Source organism: Arthrobacter sp. zg-Y179, from assembly GCF_020907345.1.
Lineage (GTDB): Bacteria > Actinomycetota > Actinomycetes > Actinomycetales > Micrococcaceae > Arthrobacter_B > Arthrobacter_B jinronghuae.
In genome coordinates this window covers 24,736-49,971 of record NZ_JAJJOB010000007.1, presented here as the reverse complement: position 1 = coordinate 49,971, position 25,236 = coordinate 24,736, and the positions used below count along the sequence as shown (strand labels likewise).

Genomic DNA, 25,236 nt, shown 5'->3' with positions numbered 1-25,236 from the left:
GCGGTTTCCCTTCCATCCGAGGGTTCAGACGGTAGCTTGGAGAGCGTGAATCTCTCCGAACACCGTTACACGCTCGACCTGGAATGGACGGGAAACCGCGGCGACGGGACCGCTTCCTACCGCGGCTACGGCCGCGACCACATCATCCGCGCCCCCGGGCTGCCGGACCTGCCCGGAACGGCGGATCCCACCTTCCACGGCGACCGGGACCGCTGGAACCCCGAGCAGCTTCTGCTGGCAGCACTGGCCCAGTGCCACATGCTTTCCTACCTGCACGTGGCGGTCCGAAACGGCATCAGGGTGCTCGCCTACGAGGACTCCCCCGAGGGGCTGCTGCGGCTTAACCGGGACGGCAGCGGTGAGTTCACCTCCGCGGTGCTGCGCCCCAAGGTGACCATCGACGGCGGCGCGGGACCTGCTGCCGTCGAACTGGCAGCCGGACCGATGCACGCCGAGGCGAACCGGCTCTGCTTCATCGCGCGGAGCGTCAATTTCCCGGTGGAGCACCGGCCCCAGACGCTGACCGACACCGGAATACCCTCCGGGCACGGCCCGCGCGGGTAGCCTTAACCGCAGACCACTTTCCGGCTACACCAAGGATGTTCAGCTACCCGTGCTTCCCGCCTCCGAAATTGACCTCTCTTCAGTGACCATCAATGATTTTGACTTTTCCGGCCTGATTGAGGCTGCCCTTATCGTCCTGGCCGCCACCGGCGTCTGGTTTGTCGCGCGTTTCCTGATCAACAGGCTGGTGGCGCGCGCCCAGAAGGGCTATTCGCTGCTGCACTCCTCCAAGATCAAGTGGCCGCAGCCGGTGATGCGCAACCTGGACAAGAAGCGCCGTGCCCAGCGCGCGGACACCATCGGCGCCCTGCTGCGCAGCGCCGTCAACGTTTCCATCTGGACCGTCGCGATCATCATGGTGCTGGACGCCGTCGGCATCAACATTGCCCCGCTGCTGGCCAGCGTCGGCATTGTCGGCATCGCCCTCGGTTTCGGCGCACGGGAACTCATCCGCGACGCCCTGGCCGGGTTCTTCATCACCATTGAGGACCAGTACGGAATCGGCGACGTCATTGAAGTCGGCGACACCGCCGGAACGGTGCAGTCCGTCGGTATCCGGATCACCCGGATCATCGATGACCGCGGCGTCATCTGGTACATCCGCAACGGCGAGATCGCCAAGATCGGCAACCGCTCCCAGGGCACCTACGTGGGCGAAACTCCGGCGGAACCGGCGAAGGCCGGCGCGCTCAAAGACGGCTTGGCCGCCAATGACTGAACCGACACCTGTTCCGGCAGAGGCGCCGCCGAGCGCAGCGTCCCTGCCGCTGCGCCCGGCGCAGCAGCCCACGCAGCAGCCCCAGGCCTTCCAGCAGCCGCAGTACACGGACAACTTCTACGACGCCGTGGGCGGGCATCCCACATTCGTGAAGCTCGTGGACGTGTTCTACGAAGGTGTGGCGGACGATCCGCTGATGCGGCCGATGTACCCCGAAGAGGACCTCGGGCCGGCGAAGGAACGCCTGCTGCTGTTCCTTGAGCAGTACTGGGGCGGCCCGAAGACCTACGGCGAGCAGCGCGGGCATCCCCGCCTGCGGATGCGGCACATGCCCTTCATCGTCACTCCCGCCGCGCGCGACGCCTGGCTGCGGCACATGCGTGCCGCCGTCGACTCCCTCGATCTCTCCCCCCTGCATGAGGGGACCCTCTGGGACTACCTTGAGCGCGCCGCCCACTCCATGGTCAACTCAGCCTGATCCGCGCCGCGGCAGGGCCTACAGGACCGCCGGCAACCGGGTCAGGACATGCCCGAGCGTAGTGCTCAGCCGCAGCCAGCGGCCGTTGCTGAACAGTGCGGCGTCGGCCTCGGGTCCGCCGGTGGGCAGGAACCCGAGGGAAAGCGCCGCAAAGGCAGCCCCGGCCGGCACCGGGGTCTCGGTTCCGCCCATGGGCTGCGCCCAGACCCGCGTCCGGGCGCTGTGCACGACGGCGGCTCCCGGGCTCTGGGGCAGCATCGCGGCAACCTCCCGGATTCCCCGGTGTGCCGTCTGTTCGAGCAGCTGTACCGGAACCCTGCCGGCCGGCTGCCAGCCCGACCGCGGTGCCAGGATGCCCGCCCAGGTTTCACGCACAGTCATTGGCGGCACTGGAAGCACAGTGTCCGCAGTTCCCATCCGGGCGAGCCGGTCTCCGACAGCCGACAGTTGGACCGTGGCGTCCACCTCGGCCGGAACCGCCAGCGGCATGGTCCGCAGGCCCAGCACGGTCGGTGTGTCTTCCCCGAGGATCCGGGGGCGCAGGACACAGACATAGGCGGCCAGGACACTGCCCACGGCCTGCAGGCGGACCGCGCCGTCGTCGGCCGTCCGGGCACGGGTGACAAAGTTACGCAGGTCGGCGGTGACCTGCGGATCGGCCAGCCGGAGTTCGCTGTCCATCTAGTTGCCCTGTCCGGCAGAGACGGCCGCACGGAACGGCACGGGCTCGCCCATCCACGACTGAAGCACTTCCCGCTGCTCGTCCGTGAGCGGTGTGGGCCTGCCGCTGGCAGCCTCGACCTGCACCATGGCCGCCTCGGCGTAGGCGTACACCGTCTCCGGATCTTCATCCGCCACGCGGAAACCGTAGGCAAGGCTGCTGGAGCCGATCCGGGTAACCCAGACGTCCACCCAGACGGGTTCCTTCCGGTGAAGCAACGGCGACCGGTACTCGATTTCCTGCCGCGCCACATACGTTGCCGTCCGGTCCCCGGCCAGGTCCCGGAAACTACCCGGTCCGCCCGCGCCGTCCGGAAGCGGCAGCAGGCCCAGCTGGACCCGCGCTTCCTCCAGGAACTGGACGAACCTAACGTTGTTGATGTGGCCGTTGGGATCCTGGTCGCCGAAGCGAAGCTGGACGGGGAAACGATGCATGCCCCCATCTTCCCAGAGAGTGAGCTTTGCCCTAAAACGCAGGGCTCCGGCGGCGGCATTAGTTACTGGCCGGTACGTTTAAGCTAGAAGTGTTCCACGGTTCCTGCCTGAGGCAGCACCGCCTTTCCTGCTAGGAGATAGTCCCTGATGTCCATAGATGAATCCTTCGATCCGACAGCGTCCCTGCTCGAGCTCCTGAACCTTAGCTGGGCCGACGGCGCGAAGACCGACGAGGACATTTTTGTCGGGGGTTCCCAGGCAGAGCCGCGCAAGCGGGTGTTCGGCGGACAGGTGCTGGGCCAGTCCCTCGTTGCTGCTGCCCGCACCGTTCCCGAAGACCGGATCATGCACTCCATGCACGGGTACTTTCTCCGCCCCGGTGACACCGAGGTGCCCATTACGTTCGGTGTGGAACGGCTGCGCGACGGCCGTTCCTTCTCCGCTCGGCGCAGCCACGCCTACCAGAACGGCAAGCCGATCCTGTCCATGATCGCTTCCTTCCAGGTTCCCGATTCGGGAGTGGACCATCAGGAGGAGATGCCCGCCGGCATCCCCGAGCCGGAGGACCTACCGACCACGGCCGAGCTGCTGAAGGACTTCGACCACCCGGTGGCCGAGGCCTGGTCCCACCGGCGCCCCATGGACATCCGCCACGTGATGGATCCGGTCTATGTCCGCGCCGGACGGGAAAAGACCCCGCACAACGCCGTCTGGATGAAGACCTTCAAGCCCATGCCCGACGGCGAGAACCTGCACCGCGCGGCCCTCGCCTATGCCAGCGACTACACCCTGCTGGAACCGGTCCTGCGTGGACACGGGCTCGCCTGGACCACTCCGGGCATGAGCATCGCCAGCCTGGACCACGCCATGTGGTGGCACCGGCCGGTACGGGTGGACGACTGGCTGCTTTATGTCCAGGAATCCCCCAGCGCCTCCGCCGCGCGCGGGCTGTCGACCGGACGGATCTTCAACCGAAGCGGGGAGCTGGTGGCCACCGTTGCCCAGGAGGGCATGGTCCGCGTTCCGGAGTAATCACCGCTGACTCTGAACTTGTACGAAAAGAGCTCCGCTTCCCCGAAGGGAAGCGGAGCTCTTTTCTGTCTGCCTGCGCCGGACTTAGTCGCGGGTCAGGCGGCGGTGCGTCACACGGTGCGGCTTGGCGGCATCCGGGCCGAGGCGTTCGATCTTGTTCTGCTCGTAGGACTCGAAGTTGCCCTCGAACCAGTACCAGTTCGCCGGGTTTTCCTCGGTGCCTTCGAAGGCGAGGATGTGGGTGGCCACGCGGTCCAGGAACCACCGGTCGTGGGAGACCACCACGGCGCAGCCGGGGAATTCCAGCAGCGCGTTTTCGAGGCTGGACAGGGTTTCGACGTCCAGGTCGTTAGTGGGCTCATCGAGCAGAAGCAGGTTTCCGCCCTGCTTCAGGGTCATGGCCAGGTTCAGGCGGTTGCGCTCACCACCGGAAAGCACCCCGGCCTTCTTCTGCTGATCCGGACCCTTGAACCCGAAAGCGGAGACATAGGCGCGGGACGGCATTTCCACCTGGCCCACCTGGATCCAGTCGTGCCCCTCGGAAACTACCTCCCACAGGCTCTTCTCCGGGTCGATGCCGCCGCGGGACTGGTCCACGTAGGAAATCTTCACGGAGTCACCGATCTTCAGCTCACCGCCGTCGAGCTCTTCCAGGCCGACGATGGTCTTGAACAGGGTGGACTTACCCACGCCGTTCGGGCCGATGACGCCGACGATACCGTTGCGCGGCAGGGAGAAGGACAGTCCGTCGATCAGCTGCCGGTCGCCGAAGCCCTTCTGCAGGCCCTTGGCTTCCAGCACGAGGGAGCCCAGGCGCGGGCCCGGCGGGATCTGGATTTCTTCGAAGTCCAGCTTGCGGGTGCGGTCCGCTTCGGCTGCCATTTCCTCGTAGCGGGCCAGGCGGGCCTTGGACTTTGTCTGGCGGCCCTTCGCGTTGGACCGGACCCAGTCCAGTTCATCGGTGAGGCGCTTGGCCAGCTTCTGGTCTTTTTTGCCCTGGACTTCCAGGCGTGCGCGCTTCTTTTCCAGGTACGTGGAGTAATTGCCCTCGTACGGGTAGAGGTGTCCGCGGTCCACTTCGGCGATCCACTGGGCCACGTGGTCCAGGAAGTACCGGTCGTGGGTCACGGCCAGGACGGCGCCGTGGTAGGCGGAGAGGTGCTGCTCAAGCCAGAGCACGCTCTCGGCGTCCAGGTGGTTGGTGGGCTCATCGAGGAGCAGCAGGTCCGGCTTCTGCAGCAGCAGCTTGCAGAGCGCGACGCGGCGGCGCTCACCGCCGGAGAGGAGGGTGACGTCCGCTTCGGGCGGCGGGCAGCGCAGGGCGTCCATGGCCTGCTCGAGCTGGGAATCAATGTCCCAGGCATCGGCGGCGTCGATGGCTTCCTGCAGCTTGCCCATTTCCTCAAGCAGGCTGTCGAAGTCCGCGTCGGGCTGCGACATCTCTTCGGAAATTTCGTTGAACCGCTGGATCTTGCCGTAAATCTCGCCGACGCCCTCCTGGACGTTGCCGAGTACGGTCTTTTCCTCATTCAGCGGCGGCTCCTGGAGCAGGATGCCCACCGTGTAGCCGGCGCTGAGCCGGGCCTCACCGTTGGAGGGGGTGTCCAGTCCAGCCATGATCTTGAGGATGGTGGACTTACCCGCACCGTTGGGACCCACCACGCCGATCTTGGCACCGGGGTAGAAGGACATGCTTACGTCGTCGAGGATAACTTTGTCGCCAACGGCCTTGCGGGCCTTGGTCATCGTGTAGATAAATTCCGCCATATCTACAAGGCTAATGTGTCCGTGCCGATATACACCATTTTCCGCTTTCCGGCGCGGGCGGTTTACCTCTTGCGCTGCGGTCCGGGGTGCCGGATCTTGGGTTTCCGGATCCCTGCAGGTTGCCCCAGCAGTATGTCCGGATCCCCACCGATTGTCCCCGCAAGGTGTCCGGATCCCCACCGATTGTCCCCGCAAGGTGTCCGGATCCCCGCAGTATGTCCGGATCCCTGCACCGCGCGGCGCAGGAACTGTCACAAACCGCAGGGACCGCGACAAACCGAAGGGATTTTCCCGGACGAGGCGCTCTGCCGGTCCGCCTTCGTGCCGGCGCCTGCATTCGTCCCGGTGTCGATTCCCGCACAATTCCCCCGACGGGTTCCGGCTCAGGTCCCGGTCACTTCGGGCCGGTTCCCGGTCAGTTGCCGACGAAGCATCCTCCGCCGGACAACACCGGCAGCACCGTGACGTAGGCCGAGCCGTCCCGGACCTCACCGAAAATGCACTCCCCGTCCTGCACAGCTGCAGCCTGGATCGAGTCAACTTCCAGGCCGGTGGGCGTGGTGTCCGCCGAGACTTCCACCGTTCCCGGCGTAAAGCCGGCCGCGGTAAACGCCGCAGCCACCGCTTCCCCGTCCGGCAGTGAACCCGAATCAGCCAGCTTCCCCAACTCGGATTCCAGTGCTTCGGTCAGTGCAGCATGGGGTGCGGGGGTGTCCGCCGGTGCCGATCCAGGCGCTGCCGATCCAGGCGCTGCCGATCCCGCCGCCGGGGGTTCCTCGGTGTTTTCCCCCTGCCAGCCGCAGCCGGAAAGCCCGACCGCGAGCGCCAGGAACCCGGCCGCCAGTCCAGCGGCGGGAGGGGTCTGTCGGGCTCTGCGGCGGGGGTTCATCCGGCGATTGTGCCACGTATTACGCTGCGCGGACAAAAAGGGTCCCGGGATGTACGGGTGCCGCCCTCAAAACGGCGCGGCTGCTCCTTCACGGCCAGCTTTCGCGGTTTCCCCCTGTTCGTCCTCTGCGGTCAGGCTGTCCCCGTCGACATCGAGAAGCTCGCCGGTCAGCGGGTCGATCCGGCCCAGGGACTCCGCGGAATCCGGATCCCCGTGGGACCCGGTCCCGGCGGCGTCGTCCGCCCTTGTGCCGGCGTCGATCCCGCCGTCGACCCCGCCCGGGGATGCATCGCTGCCTGCGGACGTGGTGCGGCGGAAGCTGGCGGTCCCCCACATCAGGTCATGGCCCACAGTGTCGGCGTCGATGTCGGCGCTGGTGCCGCTGCGTCCGTCCTCCGTGACCCACTGCCGCAGGCGCAGCCGGCCGGTCACTACTACCCGGTCCCCCTTGTGGATGCTGAACGCGGCGTTGGTGGCCAGCTGGCGGAACAGGCTGACGGCGTACCAGTTTGTCTGTCCGTCCTGCCATCCCCCGGTGTCCCGGTCATACCGCCGCTCCGTGGTGCACATTCGAAAGCTTGCCACCGCGAGTCCGTTGTCTGTGGTGTTCTGACGGAGGTCGGTGGCAACGTAGCCCCGGAGCGTAATGGTGTCACTCATGTTTTCCTGCCTTCGGTTCGGTACCGCGGCGCCTGTGCCGTTTGACGATGCGCAGTGTCGCCCACATGCGTTCCGGCTGGTCCGCCGGTGCCTGCAAGTCTTCACCGACATCTGCGCCCGTGCCCGCGGAAGGGCCGGCGTGTGGACCACGTGAGGCGGGAAGGAACGCTGCCGGTCCTTGTGGAGGAAGAGCTGTCAGTCCCCCGACCCTGTGCCCTGGGCGTTCCTTGCCTGGGCCCAGTCCGCGAAGCCTTCGATGTCCTCGGCCGCGAAGCGGGCGCGTACAGACGCAAAGTAGTCAAAGGAATGCTGGGCGCCGGGCAGCCTGCACCAGATCACCGGCTGCCGGGAGATCCCGGCAAGGGTCCGCGCAAAGTCCCGTCCGTGGTCGACGGACACAACGCTGTCCCTGTCACCGTGAAGAAGCAGGAAGGGCGGGGCTGCGGGATTGGCATAGGCTGCCGGCGTGCTGTCCGGGTTCGTGCCCTGCACCCTGCCGTAATAACCGTAGAGGCATACGGCCGCTGCCACCGTGGTATCGGCATCCTCGAATCCGGGCTGCAGCTCCGTCCGGCCGGGCGTCAGCGCGGTGAATGCGGCCAGGAAGGCACCGGCCGAGTTTCCCGCCACGACCACCGGTCCCGTACCTGCACCGTAGGCGGCGCCGTGCGTCTTGACCCAGAAGAGGACCCGCTTGGCATCCACTACGTAGTCCGGAAACCGTGCTGCCGGAGCCAAGCGGTAGTTGGCGCTGACGCAGGTCCACCCGTGGGACGCCAGCCGGTACAGCAGATACAACGATTCCCGGTTCTTGGCCCCGGAGACGAACCGTCCGCCGTGAAAGTGCACAAACACGGGACCCTTGGCCGGTCTCCGCCGCGGCAGATACAGGTCAAGGGTGTTTTCCCGGCCCCATTCTCCGTACCGAAGTCCGCTGATCCGCTGCACATCCCGGCGGCGGCGCCGGAAGGGCAGGAAAAGCACGGCCACCACCGTGCCGCGTCCGGCCACGGCGGAAGCCTCCCCTCGCAGGGCGGCGCGCCAGCCGCCGCCGAGGCAGGCATCCAGGGCCGCCGCCGGAACTCCACGGCTGCGCACCGCGCGCACTGCCACCCACACGAGCCCGGCGGCGACAAAGGCCATACCTCCCACAGCCGCAGTCCCCATCGGCGCGGAAACGTCCCCTTCTCCAATGGCGAAGGCAGTTGCAGCCACGCCGAGCAGCAGCGGAAACAGCGGAGCCTCGTTGAAGGTCATGCCGATGAGGTAGGCCGCGACGGACCAACGGGACCGGATGGAGGGCCGGTTACGCGGACTGGCGGCGCCGGGCGGCCAGAGCGCGCAGCAGGTACCCACTCCAAGCAATAACACTGTGATGAGGTAACCGGCGGGCACTGCGGCTCCTTTGGAGAGCGGGCATATTCCCGCGAAGCCTACGCCCCAGCCGGGGGCGCTGCGCCCGCTGAGTGCCCCCGGCGCGACTCGAACGCGCAACCTACGGATTAGAAGGCCGTTGCTCTATCCATTGAGCTACGGGGGCAACCACACGATGATACTACGGACGCGGCAGGCTCCCGTCCGGCCCGGTCCCCTCACCCCGCTGCCGCGGGCCGCCCGTTCCCGGGCAATACCCGCCGCCACCGTCCCGCCCCGGTCCCGCCCCGGTCCCGGCACCGTCTCGTCCCGCCCCGGTCCCGTCCCGTCCCGTCCCGCCCCCGTCCCGTCTCGTCCCGCCGAAACTCTTTTCCGGAAAATATCTCCGGTTCTGCATCCATGACGGCCCCTACGGAAGTAGTAGGGGTGTAAGTCACGGAACCCGTACCCGAAAGGTGCGGCAGATCAAGGAGCTCAGACCATGCGCAAGACCGCTACCGCTCTCGCGACCCTCGGACTGGGTGCCGCCGCAGCCTTCTCGGCTGTACCGGCATCCGCTGCTGATTCCGACACGGCAAAACTGTCGGTGCTGCACGGCGTCCCGGACACTCCGGTGGACGTATACGTCAACGGCACGCTTACCCTGGATGACTTCATGCCCGGCGATCTTGCCGGACCGTTGGAGCTGCCGGGCGGCAACTACCAGCTGGCCATCACGGCCGCCGACGCGGCCGATGCCTCCGCCCCGATCATTGGCCCGGTCTCGGCAGACCTGGCAGCGGGGGGCAACTACACCGCCACCGCCAATCTGGATGCCTCGGGCAAACCGACGGCAAACCTGTTCACCAATGACACGTCCGCCGTGGAGGCAGGCAAGTCACGCCTGACCGTCCGCCACGTGGCCGCCGCGCCTGCCGTGGACGTCCTGGCCGGCGGCACGCCGGTGATCGAGGGCCTCACCAACCCCAATGAGAAAGCGCTGACCGTGGATGCCGGAACGGTCTCCGCTTCGGTTGCGGCAGCCGGCACCACCACTCCGGTGATCGGCCCGGCGGATCTGGCGCTGGCCGAAGGCACGAACACGATTGTCTATGCGTGGGGTTCGCTCGAAGCAGGGAACCTGGCCCTCGCCACCCAGACCATCGAGGGACTGCACTCCGCGCCGCACGCGGTTCCGGGTGCACTGGAGCAGGTTGCCCAGTCCGGGGATGACCAGGCCCTAACCGCGGCAGCCGCTGCCGGCGGCGTCGCGCTGCTCGCCTTGGGTGCCGCCCTGCTGCGCCGCCGTTCCACGGTCAGCGACAGCTAAGCAGCACCCGCCCGATCCCTCCGGTGCTGCGGCGCACCCCCCTTTCCGCGCCGCAGCACCGGGGCCACCCTTTCCGGAGGTCCATCCATGCCCGTTGTCCCCCTGCAACGATTCGCTGCAGCGGCCTGCCTCTCCGCCGCCGTCCTTGCCGGTTCCTCGGCCTGCAGCGGTGCCCCCGAGGCCGTTTCCCCGGCCGAATCGGTTTCGGCGGAAGCCGCACCGACGTCGACGGCGGCGCCCGCCCCGGCGTCGACAGGGGCACCAACCGTCCCCGCCACTGACATACCCGTGCGGCCGGCGGTCCCCACCCCGGCGGAAGCCGTACCCGAACCCGTGCGGGTGAGTGTGGAGGGAACGGGCATCGAGCTGGAGGTGATCCCGGTGGGGCAGGAAGAGAACGGCGCCATGACACTGCCGGACAACCATTACCAGGCCGGCTGGTACCGCTACGGACCCGCGCCCGGATCCTCCCGCGGAGCAGCGGTGCTGGCCGCCCATGTGGACTCACGCACCGAGGAACTTCCCATCGCGGGCTTGGATGATGTCCCTGCCGGCACCCCCGTGACCGTTACCCGCAGCGACGGAACCGTCGTGAAGTACACCACCGAGAAGGTGCAGAACATTCCCAAGGCATCACTCGACGAATTCAATCTCTTCGACCGTGACGGTGCGCCGCGGCTGGAACTGGTAACGTGCGGCGGTAGATGGCTGGACTCGGTAGGCGACTATGAAGACAACGTTGTGCTCACCGCCGTACCCGTACCATAGTGGCTACCTCAGAGAGCTGCCGGATACCGGACGCAGCCCCGCACGGCAGGAGAACGGCACTGATGCCCACGGGCGCCTCAGATCGCGACGTCGCGATGGACCATGCCTTTGCGGCAGGGGACGAAGCGGCGCTGGCGGAGGCCTACCGCCGGTTCTCGCCCCTGATCCGCGCCCTGGCGCTGCGCAAGCTGTTCGATCAGGGCGCAGCCGACGACGCCGTGCAGGAAGTGTTCATCCGGGCCTGGAAATACCGGGACAGCTACGCACCTGACCGCTCCACCCTCGCCGCCTGGCTGGTAGGGATCGGACGGAACGTGGCAGCCGGCATGGCCACTGCCCGGGGCCGTTCTTCGGAAACCCTGATGGAGTCTCCGGAGTCCGGCAGGAATCCGGTTCCCCCCGCCGGTCCTGATCCCGACGGCGTGGCAGACCGGGTGGTGCTTGATGCCGAGCTGGCCAGGCTCGGGGAACCCCAGGGTTCCATCCTCCGCCTGGCCTTTCATGAAGACCTGACACACCAGCAGATATCGGAAACACTGAAACTCCCGTTGGGTACCGTAAAGAGCCACATTCGAAGAAGCCTTGTCCAACTCCGGCAGCGATTGGAGGTCAGCGATGCAGCATCTGCCACCTGAAGCGCTGGCACTGTGCGCCCTGGGCGAGGCCGGTCCACAGGACACGGCGCACCTCGACAACTGCGCCGAGTGCACCGCCGAGGTCACCGCGCTGCAACGCGTTGTGACCGCAGGAAGGACCCCGTCAGTTCCCGAGGGGCTCCCCCGGCCGCCGTCGTCGGTCTGGGAGTCCATCCACGACCGGCTGGGGCTCGGGGAGGCCGTGCGCGCCGATCCCTTTGACGCGGCTCCCTTCGATGAGGCTGTGCAGGCATCGTCATCGTCCGACCAGAACGCGAAGACCGGAACGGCGCCGTCTCCGGCGCCCGTGGAGCCGTCCCTGGCAGGGGCGACGCCGGTTCCGCTGGACGCCGCCCGGAAGCGGCGCAAACGACGGCGGCTCCCGCAGGTCCTCGGTGCCGCCGCTGCCGCCGTGGTGCTGGCAGCTGCAGGCACCTGGGGTATCTCCCGGATCCTGGCGGACCGCAGCGAAGTTATTGCCGCGGTGGAGCTGGCCCCCTTGCCTGCCTATTCGGAGACGGGCCGGGCCGAGGTGGACCAGCGTTCCGACGGCGGACGCGAGCTGGTAGTCACGGCGAGCGGATCCGATGCCCAGGGCTTCCGGGAAGTCTGGCTGATTGCCCCCGACGTACAGCGCATGGTCAGCCTCGGGACGATGGAGGGCACGGAGGGCCGGTTCACAATCCCGGCTAACCTTGACCTCGATGAGTACCCAATTGTTGATATCTCGGACGAACCTTTTGACGGTAATCCCACCCATTCCGGGGATTCCATCCTGCGCGGAGTCCTCGACCTCTAAGTCCGCATTTTCCAAGCCGGCCGTCCGTGGATAGGCCTCTGGGCGTCGCCGCCGAGTGGTGGTCCCGGGTCCTGGCGGGGTTCGACCGCGTTCCGGCGGTGGAACCCGAGCCCGGGGTGCTGCTGATGATTGCCGCCGCTGCCGCGCTGCTGAGCGTCCCCCGGGCAACGTGGCGGTGGTTCGGGCTATTCGTGACGTTTGTCCATGAACTCGGCCACGCCTTCGCGGCGCTGATGACCGGTCAGGTAGTGAAGGGCATCCGCCTCCGCTTTGACCACTCCGGAGACATGCGTTCCCTGGGGCGGGGCGGTTTCCCCGCAGCGTGGGCCGGCTTCTGGGGCTACCCCGTTCCGGCCGTGGTGGGTGCCGTCCTGGTGCTGGCGGCGCTGCGCGGCTGGTCGGGTGCGGCACTGTCGGTCAGCGCCCTCGTGCTGGTCGCTGCACTGCTGTTCATCCGAAACGGCCAGGGCATCGTGATTGCTTTCGGCTGCGCGTCCGTCTCGGTGCTGCTGGTTTGGTTCGCTGCCCCGCCGGTTGCGGGTTATGTGGCCATGTGTACGGGTATCGCGCTCCTGGTGGGCGCTGTCCGGGACTGGTTCAATGTGCTGAGCGTCCACACACGCCGGCGCCGGAACCTGGAAAGCTCCGACGCCTACATCCTCTCCCGGCGGACCGGGGTTCCTGCCGTCCTGTGGCTGGCGGGATTCGCCCTCGTCATTGCTGCTTCGCTCGCGACGGCGGTGTTCGCCGCACTGGGCGCCTAGCCCGCCCGCGGACCTAGGCCTGGGGGGCGGGGAAGGTAACCCGCAGCTCGAGCCGGTGCTGGCCGTCTTCTTCCTGCGTGTAGATGGCCTTGCCGGAAATGCCGGCGAGGTCATCGGTGCCGGAGCCGGGAATGATGTGCCCGGAGCTCGCCGTCGCAGTTCCCTCGGCCAATCCCCAGTGCTGGATAACCATGGTTCCGGAGCGGCCCGCTATGGTCCCGGCGAAGACCTCGGAGCCCACATAGCCGGCCCCCGCGGAGTTGCCGGCCATAATCAGGTCCGCGACGGATGTCCCGGTGATGTCACCCTCGTAGATCTTCACCGCCCGAACGGTGGAGAGTTCGCTGTTGGTTCCTTCCACCTGGTACGGGGTGGGTTCCCATTCCGAGACGTCGAAATCCGCCACAATCACTTCTTCAGTTAGGTCGGTCATTAGTCCAGTATCCCGTGTCCGGCGGCGGATTGCATGCCGGGTGCCGCGCTTGGGTAGCCTTATCGCTGTGCACGGACGCGGCACGGCAACGGATTTACCTAAGGAGCACCACCCTCGCATGACCCGGAAATCGGCATTCCAGCATCATCGGTTACTCCGCCCCGCCACCCTCTGGACGGTATTTGCCGTAGTCCACCTGGGCTTCCTTGCCGCCCTCGCAACCCGTATCCTCGGCGGCGATGTCCTCAGCGATGTGGGCTTCTACCGGCTGTGGGCGTTCTCGGGGATCCAGAACGGCTACTGGGTCGGGATTGACGGCGGCTGGGTCTATCCGATTGCGGCGCTCATACCGATGGTCCTGGCCGCGGTCTTTGGCTACGGCGCCTACCAGTTCACCTGGTTCCTGCTCTTTACCGCCCTGAATGCGGCCGGCGTCGCGGTCCTGGCACGGCGTGCCAGGACCCAGGGCATCGCGTCCGCTTACTGGTGGCTGGCCGTCACGGCACTGCTCGGCCCGGTTGCCGTGGGACGCGTGGACGGACTCACCGCACCGCTGGTGATTATGGGCCTGCTCTTCCTTGCCACCCGTCCCGTCCTGGCGTCAGCCCTGCTGTCGCTGGCTACCTGGATCAAGGTCTGGCCCGCGGCCGTCATCCTCGCGGTGCTCGTGGCGTGGAAGAAACGCCTCACCCTGCTGGCTACCGGTGCCGCCCTATCGGCGGTCATTGCCGCCGCCGTGGCACTGTCCGGCGGCCTTCCCCACCTGCTGAGCTTCATCGGCGAACAGGGCGCCCGCGGCATGCAGATGGAGGCCCCGTTCACCACGCCGGGGCTCTGGCAGGCGATCCTGGGATCCTCCGACGCGTACATTTTCGAAGACAAGGTCATCAACACCCGCGAAGTCCGCGGAGCCCTCGGCGAACCCGTGGCCGCGCTGATGACGCCGCTGCTGGCGCTGGCCGCCCTCGCCGTCGTCGGACTGCTGATCTGGGCGCTGCGCCGCGGAGCCGATTCCCGTGCCCTGTTGATCTCCGGCTCGCTGGCACTGGTGAGCGCGTTCATTGTGTTCAACAAGGTGGGGTCGCCGCAGTTCATGCTGTGGCTGGGCGCCGTGGTCGCCGTCGGACTGGCTTGGGAAGGCAAGGCCTGGAAGGTACCCGGGGTACTTATGCCGGTGATTGCCGCGCTGACCACGCTGGTCTATCCGATGTTCTACTCTGCCCTGTACAACGACCTGAACGTTGCCGTGGCCCTGCTCCTGACCGCCCGCAACATCCTGCTGCTGGTGATCTTCGGCTGGTCGGTGGCCCGGGTCATCCGCCTTACCCGGGCCGGCGGCGAAAGCCTCAGTGCGTCCGCAGTTCGCCCGGAGCAGGCTCCGTAAGCTTTTTGCGGAACAGGACCTTGGTCTTGGGGTCCAGGAAGATCAGGTAAAGGGCGAAGCCCAGCGCGATCACGGCGGCGATCTGGCGGGCCGCGCTGAGGCTGAACTCAAAGTACGGCCAGATATCGAGCTGGTCGCTGATGGCGTAGACCATAAAGAACGAAACGAACAGGTACAGCGTCTTCACCTGCCAGTCGTCCCGCAGGCCTGTCACGGCGAACAGCGGGATGAGCCACACGACGTACCAGGACTGGATCATCGGTGCCAGCATCACGATGGCGGCGAAGGCCAGTGCCAGCCGCCTGATCATGCGGCTGTACTGCCCCACGAACATCTGCCACAGCACAATCCCCACGGAGGCCACGCGTCCGATCGTGTGCACAATGTCGGCCAGGGTCCAGCCCGGCAGCCCCAGGGCGTTGCCCAGCGTTGCCACCAGCATGCCGGCGAAGCCCACCGGGGCGTACCAGATCCAGACACTTCCGGGCGTGCTCAGGGCACCCACCCAGCCGAAGCCGAAGCCGTTGATCAGGCCCATGATCCACAGCAGGCCCAGGGAAATTGCCGCAGTCATGAACCAGTAAACAAACTTCCGCCGCCATGACGCGTTCTTTCCGGCCCACAGCAGGCCGATGAACGGAAGGAAAATGATGGTGATCGGCTTGATGCCGATGGACAGGGTCACCAGCAGGATGCCGGCGAGGGCCCGGTTGGTCGCGGCCAGATACAGCCCGGCCAGGGCCAGGCCGATCATCAGGGCATCGTTATGGACTGCGGCGATGAAGTTAACCAGGAACAGCGGGTTGGCTGCGGTCAACCAGAGGGCGCGGTTCGGGTTGATGCCGTGCAGCTCGGCCAGCTTAGGGACGTAGTAGACGCAGAGCGCGACGCCGAGCAGGGCTATCAGCCGGAACAGCAGGATCGAGAACTCAGGCTGGCCGCCGGTAATCCGGACCACCAGTTCCTCGATCCAGAGGAAGACCGGCCCGTAAGGGGTGGGGCTTTGGGCCCAGAGATCATCCGCACCGAGCTGCAGGTAGTTGGAGATCTGGGAGTAGCCGTCCTTGTACGGGTTCAACCCGCTGACCATGACCAGTCCCTGCGCGATGTAGGCGAAGACATCGCGGCTGAACAGCGGCAGGGCTAGGCACATGGGTGCCGACCATGCGATCACGGCGCGCAGTACCACCGGCCGCGATTCCGGACCCCAGCATCCCTTCATCCGCTGGCCGAGCCGCAGCCAGGACCGCACCAGGAGCATCCCGCCCGTTGCCAGCATCAGCACAGCGGCTACGGCGCCGATGGGCTGATCGAAGCGCATCCAGATAATCAGCGGATTGCTCCGGAGATTGGCGGACGCGAGCGACAGCCAGCCCACGCCGAATGATCCGAAGAGGATCAGAAGGGAACCGATGAACCCCTGCAGGATCGCGATGTTGGGGCGGTCGGCTTTCGCTATCTCCGTGCCCGGAGACGAAGGCTCGGTCGCGGGGACCTGGGCGGTCATCTACGTGGTTCCAATCTCTGGGTGACTCTTTGTCCTGCGGGCCTGTGGGCAGTCAGGGTCCGCTACCTGCTTCGAATGCGGGCGTGGAAATGCCCGGGTAACGTAACAGGCTGATATTAGCACCGGGGCCTGCGCTTGCCCGGGTCGCAGCCGACGCGGCCGCCGTCAATCCTGTGAGCCGGACCACCGTCACATACACTGGTGTTTCTGTTGTGACAAACGAGGCAAGGCGGTATTGGCTGTGGGGCGCCACCGGGCAACAAAGATAAACAAACCCGTAGGAATCCGGGTTGCGGCAGCGCGGCCCGCACTGCCGCAGGGACGCAGTCCGGAACTGCTGGCGTGGGGTGTCTTCCTCACTGCCGTTGCCGTCGTCGCCATGCTGTGGGTCGAGGTGCCTTGGGGCACCGTGACGGCGGCGTCGGCGCTGCTGTTCCTTGCGTTCGGGCTCAGCTGGTTCTTCGCTCCGCCGCGTACGACGACGGCGGTGGCCACCGCCGTTCCCGCTCAGGCCCTGCCGGCTCCGGCGGTGCGTGCTCCGGCGGCCACGGCAACGGTTCCCGCCCCGGTCCCGCCCACGGCTGCAGTTGTGTCTCCCCCATCGCCCGCACCGGCGACTCCGCATGCCCGTACCCGGCCTGTAGACCGGACCCGAAAGGCGCCGCACGGACGCCGCGCTGCCGCCGCACCGGTGTTTCACGAGATGCCCGCCGAGCCGAGCCGCTGGACCCGTACCTTCGGACCGCCCGACACCGGCCAGATCCCCCTGCAGCCCTACCTGTCCGGCGTGCCGGCAAGCTACGCCACCGCTGACAACGACCTTCCGGACCGGCGCCAGCGCAGCCACTCCAGCCTTTAGCCCCCGGACCCTTTCCGGGGACCAGGTGGTCGAAAGCGGTACATTGGAGAAGTGCCAATAACAAATGAACGTATGGTCTGGATCGACTGCGAAATGACCGGTCTGGACATCAAGAACGACGCCCTGATCGAAGTGGCCGTCCTCGTCACGGACTCCGAGCTGAACATTCTCGGTGACGGCGTGGATGTGGTCATCAAGCCCGATGACGCCTCGCTGGCGCAGATGGGTGACTTTGTGCGCCAGATGCACACCACCTCCAAGCTCCTGGACGAACTGCCCAACGGCATCACCATGGCCGAGGCCGAGGCCGCCGTCGTCGAATACATCACCAAGTGGGTGCCCGAGCCCAAGAAAGCGCAGCTCGCCGGCAACTCCGTGGGGACGGACAAGATGTTCCTGGCCCGCGACATGCCCGAAGTGATCGATTACCTGCACTACCGGATCATCGATGTATCCACCATCAAGGAGCTGGCCCGCCGCTGGTACCCGAGGGCCTACTTCCAGGCGCCGGCGAAGAACGGCGGCCACCGTGCCCTCGGTGATATCCGCGATTCCATCAATGAGCTGCGTTACTACCGCGAGGCTGTTTTCGTCCCCGCGCCGGGACCGGATTCCGCCACTGCGAAGAAGATTGCCGCAGGGATTTCGAGTTAGCTCCATCACAAAATTGCCGCTCGGCGTCGGACGTGTCAAAAGCACTCCAAAAACCGTGTAAGCTTGATTCCGCTGCCTCAGATAAATGAGTCCGCAAGACCACTCGCCTGGACTTCGCGGATGAACGTTTGAGGCACATGGTGGGTATAGCTCAGTTGGCAGAGCGCCTGGTTGTGGTCCAGGAGGTCGCGGGTTCAACCCCCGTTACTCACCCCAATGAGGCTGGCGGTTACAGCTTCGAAAGGCCGCCTCGGATGATTCCGGGGCGGCCTTTCCTGTGTGTGTTTGACTGTTACCGCAGCGGCAATCTCTGCCGCGGCGGGCACAGCCCGGCAACAACCACTACGCCTATGCGTGGCTTATCAATGAGGAGGCGCCGCCTTGGAGCGCAGACTGTTCGAAGAGGACCATGAGCTGTTCCGGGAAGTCGTCCGGGAATTCGATGCCCGCGAAGTCGCCGCCGGATACCCGGAATGGGACGCCGCGCACATGATGCCCCGCCGGCTCTGGAAAGCCGCCGGCGAGCAGGGCCTGCTCGGCCTGGCCGTCCCCGAGGAATTCGGCGGCGCCGGCATGCCGGATTACCGCTTCCGCGCCGTGATGGACGAGGAATTTGCCCGCTCCAACCACCTCGCCGTCGGCCTCGCCTTCCATCTGCATGACGACATGGTCCTCCCCCACCTGCTGGCCTACGGATCCGACGAGCTGAAGCAATACTGGCTGCCCGGCATGGTGTCCGGAGATCTGGTCACCTCGGTGGCCTGGACCGAGCCCGGCGCGGGCAGCGACCTCCGGGGCATCCGCACCAAGGCGGTCCGCACCGACGACGGCGACTGGCGCCTCAGCGGCCAGAAGACCTTCATCGGCAACGGCATCAGCGGCGATGCGGCCCTGGTCCTCGCCCGGACGGACGGCAGCACCGGGCGCGGACAGCGCGACTCCTTCAGCATGTTCATGGTGGAGAAAACCGAGGGCTACAGCACCGGCCGCCAGCTCGACAAGATGGGTGTGAAGGCCTCCGACACCGCTGAACTGTTCTTCGACGACGTTCACGTCCCGGCCGCCAACCTCGTGGGCGAAGTCGGCCGCGGGCTGGAGTACGCCGAGGGGCAGCTTCCCCAGGGCCGGCTGGCCATCGCCGTCGCCTCCTCCGCCGTCGCCCGGCAGATCTACGAAGCCACCGTGGAATACACCAAAAACCGCAACGCCTTCGGGGACCGGATCGCCGACTTCCAGAACAGCCGGTTTGCACTGGCGGACATCCTCACCGAGGTTGAAGTCACGGAAGCCTACGTAGATTCGGCCATCCTTGCGTTCAATGAAGGAAAGCTCGACGCCGTTTCGGCCGCGAAGGCCAAGCTCTGGGCCAGCGAACGCGCCAAGTCCATCACGGACCGCTGCCTGCAGCTGCACGGCGGCTACGGCTACATCCTGGAATACCCGGTGGCCCAGGCCTTCCTGGCCGCCCGCCTGCTGACCATCTTCGGCGGCACCAGCGAAATCATGCGGGAAGTCATCGGGCGCGGCATCGTCCGCTGAGCCCGATTTCCGGTACCGACACCACGAGAGAAAGACAGTAATGACCGTTCGTCCCATCGTCATCCACGGAGAACCCGTACTGCACCGCAGGGCGGCCGCGGTGGAAGAGTTCAATGACGAACTGCGCACCCTGGTTGCCGACATGTTCGAAACCATGGACGTCGCCAACGGCGTCGGCCTCGCAGCCCCGCAGATCGGCGTCGGCCTGCGCCTGTTTACCTTCGACTATGAGAACGACGACGACGCCCCGAACCGCGGCGTCGTCATCAACCCGGTCCTGATCACGTCCAAGATCCCGGGCTCCGCCCCCGATCCGGACGAAACCTCCGAAGGCTGCCTCTCCGTACCCGGCGAGAACTTCCCGGTGAACCGGGCCGAATGGGTGAAGATCAGCGGCTTCGACGAGTTCGGCGCGCCCGTACAGTTCGAGGCGACCGACTGGTTTGCCCGCGTCCTGCAGCACGAGTACGACCACCTCGACGGCAAGCTCTACGTGGACCGGCTTACCGACCGGTGGAGCCGCAAGGCGCGGAAGGTGATGAAGGCGCAGGGCTGGACCGTGCCGGGCCATACCTGGATGCCGGGCGTGGACCCGGACCCCTTCGGCCACTGAGTCCTTCCGTACCGACATCGCCCGTAACGCACGAAGGGCCCGCAGGAGATTCTCCTGCGGGCCCTTCGTGCATTAACCTGGCCGGGCGCTGCCGGCTGCTAGCCGGCGATGGCTGCCAGCGACTGTGCCTTGGGGAAAGCCGGCGGATTGACGTGCGCCATCTCCTCCAGGACCCGGACCACCTGGCAGCTGTACCCGAATTCGTTGTCGTACCAGACGTACAGCACGAGGTTCTTGCCGTTGGAAATGGTCGCGAGGCCGTCCACGATCCCGGCTCGCTTGGAGCCCACGAAGTCGCTGGACACCACCTCGGGCGAGGCGATGTAGTCGATCTGCTTGTGCAGCGGCGAGTTCAGCGAGGTTTCGCGCAGGAAGGTGTTTACTTCGTCCCTGGTGGTGGCGCTCTCCAGGTTCAGGTTGAGGATGGCCATCGACACGTCCGGGGTGGGAACGCGGATCGCGTTGCCGCTGAGCTTGCCTTCCAGCTCCGGCAGTGCCTTCGCAACCGCCTTCGCGGCCCCGGTTTCCGTGATGACCATGTTCAGCGCCGCGGAGCGCCCGCGCCGGTCGCCGTTGTGGAAGTTGTCGATCAGGTTCTGGTCATTGGTGAAGGAATGCACCGTTTCCACGTGCCCGTTCACAATGCCGTACTTGTCGTTGAGGACCTTGAGCACCGGGGTGATGGCGTTGGTGGTGCAGGAGGCAGCCGTAATGATCCGGTCATCGTCCGTGATGGAACCGTGGTTGATCCCGTGCACGATGTTCTTCAGGCTCCCCTTGCCCGGTGCGGTCAGCAGCACCCGGGACACACCCTTCGCGGCCAGGTGCTGGGACAAGCCTTTCTCATCGCGCCAGCGGCCGGTGTTGTCCACCACCACCGCGTCGTTGATGCCGTACGCCGTGTAATCCACGGTCGCCGGATCATTGGAGTAAATGACCTGGATCAGGGTTCCGTTGGCGAGGATGGTGTTATTTTCCTCGTCCACCGTGATGGTGCCGTTGAAGGCCCCGTGGACTGAATCCCGGCGCAGCAGGCTGGCGCGCTTCACGAGATCGTTTTCGGAGCCTTTCCGCACCACAATCGCGCGCAGCCGCAGGCCCTGCCCGCCGCCTGCCTTCTCCACGAGGATCCGGGCCAGGAGCCGTCCGATGCGGCCAAAGCCGTAGAGGACGACGTCGGTGCTCGTCCGCTCGTCGGCTCCGCTCTTGCCGGCGACGTCGGCCAGTTCGGCGCGCAGGAACTCGGTGAGGTCCCCGCCCTGCTCCTTGTACTTGTTGCTCAGCCGGGCCAGGTCCACGGACGCGGCACCCAGTTCCAGCTCGGTCAGGGCCAGGAGCAACGGGTAGGTCTCTGCTACCGGCAGTTCGGTTTCGTCGATCTGGCGGGCGAACCGGTGCGCCTTCAGAATGTCGATAACCGACTTGTTGACGAGTGGACGCCCATAGACCGAGGTCACCACGCTGTTTTCCCGGTAGAGCCGCCCGATCAGCGGAATCATGGCCTCGGCGAGGGCCTCCCGGTCCATCCAGGCGTCAAGACACGTATCCGAATTGGAGCTCACAGAACTTCACATCCTTTTCTCAGCCGGCACTGCGTTGTGCCGGTTGGGCGGTAATCCCTACCAGTGTATTAGGACACATCAATCCCACCGGACCCACGGCTGAGAGATCAGTCACATTCAGGAGGTGTGCAGGCCGCTTTCGGCGCGGTCGCCTGCCGGCCCTTCCGTTCGCGGGGGTTCCAGGTCCGCAAGATCCCGGACCCGGCGCAGCGGACCAAAGACAGCGGCCAACGGGGCCAGTGCGGCCACCAGGATCCCGGTCAGGATCGCTCCCCGGATATCCATCACCTCGACCAGCAGCCCGGCGGCAAACGCCGCGACGGCGAGCATGCCCCAGGTAACCATCCGCTGGGCGGACCCGAGGCGGCCGAGCATCTGCGGCGGGCAGACCCGCTGGCGGAAGGTCGTGGAGACGACAATGTTCAAGGCAATGGAAAAGCCTGCAATGAAAAGGCCGATAAAGCCGGCAGTCATTCCCCACCCCGGTGTGATGAACAGCAGGGTCGCATATCCGGCCACTACCGGGAACATCGAATACCGCCACACCCGCCCGGAACCGAGACGGCCGGCGATCCACTTGGCGGACAAGCCTCCGATTGTTCCCCCCACCGCTGTAGCTGCCGTCAGGAGGCCCAGCATGCCGGGATGCTCGCCGAGGGAACGGATGACCAGCAGGACCAGCAGGGACACCACAATGTTGCCGCCCAGGTTCCAGAGCGCTCCGGTGATGAGCAGCATGCGCAGGGGTACCGTGCTGAAAATGTAGCGCAGCCCTTCCCCCATGTCCCGGACAACCCTCCTGTCCTTCGGACGGTCGGGGCGGGCCTCGGCAACGTCGAGCCGGAGAATCGCCGTCAGGGAGGCAAGGGAGGCGGCGACCTGCAGCAGCAGGGCATTGGATGCCCCCCAGGCGTCCGTGACCCAGCCGCCCACCGCCCGGCCGCCGGCGTCGCCAAGGGCGCCGGAACCGGTCATGAGCCCGTTGCCCTCCACCAATTCATCGCGGTCCACCGCGGCAGGTACGAGTGCCTGCTCGGCAAGGGTGAAGAACACTGCTGCGAGTCCTGCGCCGAAAGACACCGCAAACAACTGGGTAACCGTGAGGGCCCCCAGCCACCAGGCCACCGGCAGGCTGGCCAGCAGCAGTGTCCGTACGGCAAGCGAAACCACTATCAGCGGGCGGCGCCTGTGCCTGTCCACGAGCACGCCGATAGGCAGCGCGAACAGGAGCCAGGGAAGGAAGGTCATGCCGGAAAGGACGGCAACCGTGGAGTTCGAGGCATCCAGTTCCGTCACAGCTATCACCGGCAGGGCCACGCTGGTTACGGCAGTGCCGAATATTCCGGCGGTTGAAGAGATCCACAGCCGTCGGAAATTCGCATTTCGCAGAACCAGTGGCTTCCTTGCCGCCTCCGTGTGGGACATTGCCACAGACTAGCCCAGCACCCGTTGAATAAAACGAGTCAACGTGCCGGAAAAGGAATATTGCATGAAAGCTTTGCCAACAGTGCGTTATTCTTTGGCTGCTGCGCGCGGCCGCGGCCGTTCTGCGGAAGTATGTGGACGGGCTGGCCGATAAGCCGGGTTTTGTACGCCCGGACCGTTACCGGACCGGGAGCGGCAATCATCCATCTAGGGCCGCCGTTGCCGGCTGCCTCAAGCGGCCTACCCGGACACATCGGGCGGGCAGCCCTCAAACGTGTCCTGTATGGCCTTGCTCCGGGTGGGGTTTACCTAGCCGTCCCGGTCACCCGGGACGCTGGTGGTCTCTTACACCGCCTTTTCACCCTTACCTGCTCAGGCTGCAAAGCAGCGTAAGCCGGCGGTTTCTTTTCTGTGGCACTGGCCTGCGGGTTTCCCCGAGTGGGCGTTACCCACCACCCTGCCCTGCGGAGCCCGGACTTTCCTCGGCGGCAGCGTTTTCCCCAAAAGGAATCCGCGCCGACGCGATTGCCTGGCCAACCCGTCCACAGTCAACTCTACCGTCCCGCAGGCACTGCCCCTGTCCGGAGCCTGCACCGGCCGGCTCGCGTAGGATTAACCGGTGCTGATTCTGCTCCCGCCCTCCGAAGGAAAAACCCCCGCAGTGTCCGGGCCGGTCCTGGACCCGTCCCGGCTGCATTTCCCGCTGCTTTCCGAACCCCGCGCGCTGGTACTCAAGGCCCTGGCCGAAGCCAGCAGCTCCGAGGATGCCCTGGCGGTCCTGGGGGTGGGTGCAACCCTTGCCCCGGAGGTACGGCGCAATACCGCCCTGGACAATGAGCCCTGCGCGCCTGCTCACCGGGTCTACACGGGTGTGTTGTACGACGCGCTGGGCTACGCGTCGCTTCCGCCGGCAGTGCAGCGCCGTGCAGACGATGCCGTGCTGGTGATGTCCGCCCTGTGGGGCGCCCTCGGCTTTGCGGATCCGATCCCGGCCTACCGGCTCTCGATGTCGGTGCGGCTTCAGGAGACCGGGCGCCTTGCCGCCTTCTGGAAGCAGCACCTGACGGGTCCACTGGACGAGTATGCCGGGGACTCACTGGTGGTGGACTGCCGTTCCAGCACCTATGCGGCGGCTTGGACGCCTGACCCGCAGCGCACGGCCGCGGTTAACGTGTTCACCGTCCGTGACGGCAAACGCAAGGTGGTTTCCCACTTCGCCAAGCACACCCGCGGCGAGCTGGCCCGCCATCTGCTCCTGCGCACCGGCACGGAGCCGGCGACGCCGCAGGAGCTCCTGGCTGCTGCACAGGAAAAGTGGGAGGCCGAGCTGGTGGCCCCCGCAGGGCGGAAGCCGTACCAGCTCAACCTCATCCTGGCCGGATAGCGCCTCAGCCGGCCACCAGTTCCACTTCGAAACCTTCTTCGTTTTCCAGATACGCGGCGTAGTGCTCCGCTCCCCCGGCGTGCGGGTGCCGGTCTGCGAACATCAGGGTCCAGCCGTGGCTGGCCGCACGCCGTGCCAGAAGTTCGACGTCGGCCTCGGAACCGGCACAGAACGCGAGGTGGTTCAGCCCGGCCCGCTTCCGGGAATAGGGACCCCGTTCGACGTCGGGGCCTTCCTCGAGCACGATGTAGCCCTCGGCGCCCTGCCAGCTCGCTCCGGAGTCCCATTCGTCTTTCCGGACGTAGCCCACCCGTTCCAGCAGCCAGCCCAGCGACTTTTCCGCTGCAGCGAAGTCGTTGACCCAGATCTCCGTGTGATGCAGCCGTCCCGTGGGGGCGGCCGCAGGGGCAGGAGACGAGGCCGCTTCGAGTACCGCCGCGGCAGCGGCTGCCCTGGTGTCCGCACCGGCGCGCGGCTTCCACGGAACGCCGGCTGTGCCGGCATCCATTGCCTCATTGGACAGCCGGTCCGCGTCCTTGTTCAGTTCGCGCGGAATCCACTGGTATTTCACCCGCTGCGGGTTGACGATCGAACGTGCCTTCGCCGCAAGCTTCTGCATGTCGGCATGCTTGATCTTCCAACGGCCGCTCATCTGCTCGACCACGAGCTTGGAATCCATCTTGGCCAGGATCCAGCAGTCCGGGTCGATGCTGTGCGCCAGCTCCAGGGCCGCGATGAGGCCTGAATACTCGGCTACGTTATTGGACACCCGGCCCACGTATTCGGCCTTTTCAGCCAGGATGCGGCCGGTGTCGGGATCGCGGACGAGCGCGCCGTAACCGGCAATACCCGGATTGCCCCGCGAACCCCCGTCTGCTTCCACAATCAGGGTTCGCCGGGAACTGCCGGCGGCGGCGCGGCGGGGTTCCTCGCCAGAGTCAGGCTCCGGGTCAAACAATGTCAC

Annotated in this window: 26 protein-coding genes, 2 tRNA genes and 1 other RNA gene; 16 read left to right on the top strand and 13 right to left on the bottom strand. The window is 66.2% G+C overall.

The features are described from left to right. Positions 1-45 precede the first annotated feature (45 nt). Genes LOC56_RS07420 through LOC56_RS07410 form a run of 3 tightly spaced genes read left to right on the top strand, consistent with a single transcriptional unit; the run spans position 46 to position 1,760 of the window. Entirely contained in the window at positions 46-564 is a 519-nt protein-coding gene (locus tag LOC56_RS07420) for an OsmC family protein (RefSeq protein ID WP_229951655.1), read from the top strand. 49 nt (positions 565-613) lie between these two features. Further along, positions 614-1,282 carry a mechanosensitive ion channel family protein gene (locus tag LOC56_RS07415; RefSeq protein WP_229951654.1) on the top strand — a complete coding sequence of 223 codons (669 nt, stop codon included), beginning with the start codon at positions 614-616 and terminating at the stop codon, positions 1,280-1,282. Then, positions 1,275-1,760, top strand: a complete 486-nt coding sequence (locus LOC56_RS07410; RefSeq protein WP_229951653.1) for a globin — start codon at positions 1,275-1,277, stop codon at positions 1,758-1,760. The genes LOC56_RS07415 and LOC56_RS07410 overlap by 8 nt, the downstream gene beginning before the upstream one ends. An 18-nt stretch (positions 1,761-1,778) precedes the next feature. Here LOC56_RS07410 and LOC56_RS07405 read toward each other — a convergent pair whose 3' ends face one another. Then, complete coding sequence (locus LOC56_RS07405) at positions 1,779-2,441, bottom strand: hypothetical protein (protein ID WP_229951652.1); 663 nt, start codon at positions 2,439-2,441, stop codon at positions 1,779-1,781. Beyond that, on the bottom strand, positions 2,442-2,915 hold the full coding sequence (locus tag LOC56_RS07400; RefSeq protein WP_229951651.1) for an acyl-CoA thioesterase: 474 nt from the start codon (positions 2,913-2,915) through the stop codon (positions 2,442-2,444). A 147-nt stretch (positions 2,916-3,062) separates the two neighbouring features. Between LOC56_RS07400 and LOC56_RS07395 the strand changes: the two genes are divergently transcribed. Further along, the gene (locus LOC56_RS07395) at positions 3,063-3,947 is read left to right on the top strand and encodes an acyl-CoA thioesterase (RefSeq protein ID WP_229951650.1); all 885 of its coding nucleotides are present in this window, start codon (positions 3,063-3,065) and stop codon (positions 3,945-3,947) included. 84 nt (positions 3,948-4,031) lie between these two features. Here LOC56_RS07395 and ettA read toward each other — a convergent pair whose 3' ends face one another. From ettA to LOC56_RS07370, 5 genes are all read right to left on the bottom strand, one after another. After that, positions 4,032-5,714, bottom strand: a complete 1,683-nt coding sequence (ettA, locus tag LOC56_RS07390; RefSeq protein ID WP_227921013.1) for an energy-dependent translational throttle protein EttA — start codon at positions 5,712-5,714, stop codon at positions 4,032-4,034. A 415-nt stretch (positions 5,715-6,129) separates the two neighbouring features. Then, entirely contained in the window at positions 6,130-6,603 is a 474-nt protein-coding gene (locus tag LOC56_RS07385; protein WP_229951649.1) for a DUF6993 domain-containing protein, read from the bottom strand. Between the two features lie 66 nt (positions 6,604-6,669). Beyond that, positions 6,670-7,263 carry a single-stranded DNA-binding protein gene (gene ssb, locus LOC56_RS07380; protein WP_229951648.1) on the bottom strand — a complete coding sequence of 198 codons (594 nt, stop codon included), beginning with the start codon at positions 7,261-7,263 and terminating at the stop codon, positions 6,670-6,672. Positions 7,264-7,458: 195 nt separating this feature from the next. Then, positions 7,459-8,658 carry an alpha/beta hydrolase gene (locus tag LOC56_RS07375; protein WP_229951647.1) on the bottom strand — a complete coding sequence of 400 codons (1,200 nt, stop codon included), beginning with the start codon at positions 8,656-8,658 and terminating at the stop codon, positions 7,459-7,461. 72 nt (positions 8,659-8,730) lie between these two features. Continuing rightward, positions 8,731-8,803 (bottom strand) — tRNA-Arg (locus tag LOC56_RS07370). A gap of 315 nt (positions 8,804-9,118) precedes the next feature. Between LOC56_RS07370 and LOC56_RS07365 the strand changes: the two genes are divergently transcribed. The 5 genes from LOC56_RS07365 to LOC56_RS07345 all read left to right on the top strand — a co-directional run bounded on the left by LOC56_RS07365 (position 9,119) and on the right by LOC56_RS07345 (position 12,912). Next, a complete protein-coding gene (locus LOC56_RS07365) occupies positions 9,119-9,946 on the top strand; it encodes a DUF4397 domain-containing protein (RefSeq protein WP_229951646.1) in 828 nt (275 codons plus the stop codon). A gap of 87 nt (positions 9,947-10,033) precedes the next feature. Next, positions 10,034-10,714: a class F sortase gene (locus tag LOC56_RS07360; protein ID WP_229951645.1), complete on the top strand. Its 681-nt coding sequence runs from the start codon at positions 10,034-10,036 to the stop codon at positions 10,712-10,714. 62 nt (positions 10,715-10,776) lie between these two features. After that, the gene (locus LOC56_RS07355; RefSeq protein ID WP_229951644.1) at positions 10,777-11,349 is read left to right on the top strand and encodes an RNA polymerase sigma factor; all 573 of its coding nucleotides are present in this window, start codon (positions 10,777-10,779) and stop codon (positions 11,347-11,349) included. Next, positions 11,330-12,148: an anti-sigma factor gene (locus LOC56_RS07350; protein ID WP_229951643.1), complete on the top strand. Its 819-nt coding sequence runs from the start codon at positions 11,330-11,332 to the stop codon at positions 12,146-12,148. The genes LOC56_RS07355 and LOC56_RS07350 overlap by 20 nt, the downstream gene beginning before the upstream one ends. 26 nt (positions 12,149-12,174) lie before the next feature. After that, entirely contained in the window at positions 12,175-12,912 is a 738-nt protein-coding gene (locus tag LOC56_RS07345; RefSeq protein ID WP_229951642.1) for a M50 family metallopeptidase, read from the top strand. A 13-nt stretch (positions 12,913-12,925) separates the two neighbouring features. Here the strand turns inward: LOC56_RS07345 and LOC56_RS07340 are convergent, their stop codons facing one another. Then, positions 12,926-13,345: a DUF3224 domain-containing protein gene (locus tag LOC56_RS07340; RefSeq protein WP_229951641.1), complete on the bottom strand. Its 420-nt coding sequence runs from the start codon at positions 13,343-13,345 to the stop codon at positions 12,926-12,928. Positions 13,346-13,463: 118 nt separating this feature from the next. On the opposite strand from LOC56_RS07340, the gene LOC56_RS07335 reads away from it, so the two are divergent. Continuing rightward, positions 13,464-14,729 carry a glycosyltransferase family 87 protein gene (locus tag LOC56_RS07335; protein ID WP_229951640.1) on the top strand — a complete coding sequence of 422 codons (1,266 nt, stop codon included), beginning with the start codon at positions 13,464-13,466 and terminating at the stop codon, positions 14,727-14,729. On the opposite strand, the gene mptB is transcribed toward LOC56_RS07335, so the two are convergent. Beyond that, entirely contained in the window at positions 14,692-16,236 is a 1,545-nt protein-coding gene (gene mptB, locus LOC56_RS07330) for a polyprenol phosphomannose-dependent alpha 1,6 mannosyltransferase MptB (RefSeq protein WP_229951639.1), read from the bottom strand. The genes LOC56_RS07335 and mptB overlap by 38 nt on opposite strands. A 241-nt stretch (positions 16,237-16,477) precedes the next feature. On the opposite strand from mptB, the gene LOC56_RS07325 reads away from it, so the two are divergent. The 5 genes from LOC56_RS07325 (at position 16,478) to LOC56_RS07305 (ending at position 19,901) form a co-directional block, all read left to right on the top strand. Beyond that, complete coding sequence (locus tag LOC56_RS07325) at positions 16,478-17,095, top strand: hypothetical protein (RefSeq protein WP_229951638.1); 618 nt, start codon at positions 16,478-16,480, stop codon at positions 17,093-17,095. 51 nt (positions 17,096-17,146) lie between these two features. Continuing rightward, entirely contained in the window at positions 17,147-17,749 is a 603-nt protein-coding gene (orn, locus tag LOC56_RS07320) for an oligoribonuclease (protein ID WP_255766482.1), read from the top strand. A gap of 140 nt (positions 17,750-17,889) precedes the next feature. After that, positions 17,890-17,965 (top strand) — tRNA-His (locus LOC56_RS07315). Positions 17,966-18,130: 165 nt separating this feature from the next. Beyond that, positions 18,131-19,288: an acyl-CoA dehydrogenase family protein gene (locus LOC56_RS07310; protein ID WP_229951637.1), complete on the top strand. Its 1,158-nt coding sequence runs from the start codon at positions 18,131-18,133 to the stop codon at positions 19,286-19,288. Positions 19,289-19,328: 40 nt separating this feature from the next. Beyond that, a complete protein-coding gene (locus LOC56_RS07305; protein ID WP_229951636.1) occupies positions 19,329-19,901 on the top strand; it encodes a peptide deformylase in 573 nt (190 codons plus the stop codon). Positions 19,902-19,999: 98 nt separating this feature from the next. Here LOC56_RS07305 and LOC56_RS07300 read toward each other — a convergent pair whose 3' ends face one another. The 3 genes from LOC56_RS07300 to rnpB all read right to left on the bottom strand — a co-directional run bounded on the left by LOC56_RS07300 (position 20,000) and on the right by rnpB (position 23,429). Continuing rightward, a complete protein-coding gene (locus tag LOC56_RS07300) occupies positions 20,000-21,463 on the bottom strand; it encodes a glyceraldehyde-3-phosphate dehydrogenase (RefSeq protein WP_331460919.1) in 1,464 nt (487 codons plus the stop codon). A 117-nt stretch (positions 21,464-21,580) separates the two neighbouring features. Next, complete coding sequence (locus LOC56_RS07295; protein WP_229951635.1) at positions 21,581-22,888, bottom strand: MFS transporter; 1,308 nt, start codon at positions 22,886-22,888, stop codon at positions 21,581-21,583. A gap of 135 nt (positions 22,889-23,023) precedes the next feature. Next, positions 23,024-23,429: RNase P RNA component class A (gene rnpB / locus LOC56_RS07290), an RNA gene on the bottom strand. A 78-nt stretch (positions 23,430-23,507) separates the two neighbouring features. Here rnpB and LOC56_RS07285 point away from each other — a divergent pair. Next, entirely contained in the window at positions 23,508-24,272 is a 765-nt protein-coding gene (locus LOC56_RS07285) for a YaaA family protein (protein WP_229951634.1), read from the top strand. 4 nt (positions 24,273-24,276) lie between these two features. Here LOC56_RS07285 and LOC56_RS07280 read toward each other — a convergent pair whose 3' ends face one another. Beyond that, the gene (locus LOC56_RS07280) at positions 24,277-25,236 is read right to left on the bottom strand and encodes a reverse transcriptase-like protein (protein WP_331460918.1); all 960 of its coding nucleotides are present in this window, start codon (positions 25,234-25,236) and stop codon (positions 24,277-24,279) included.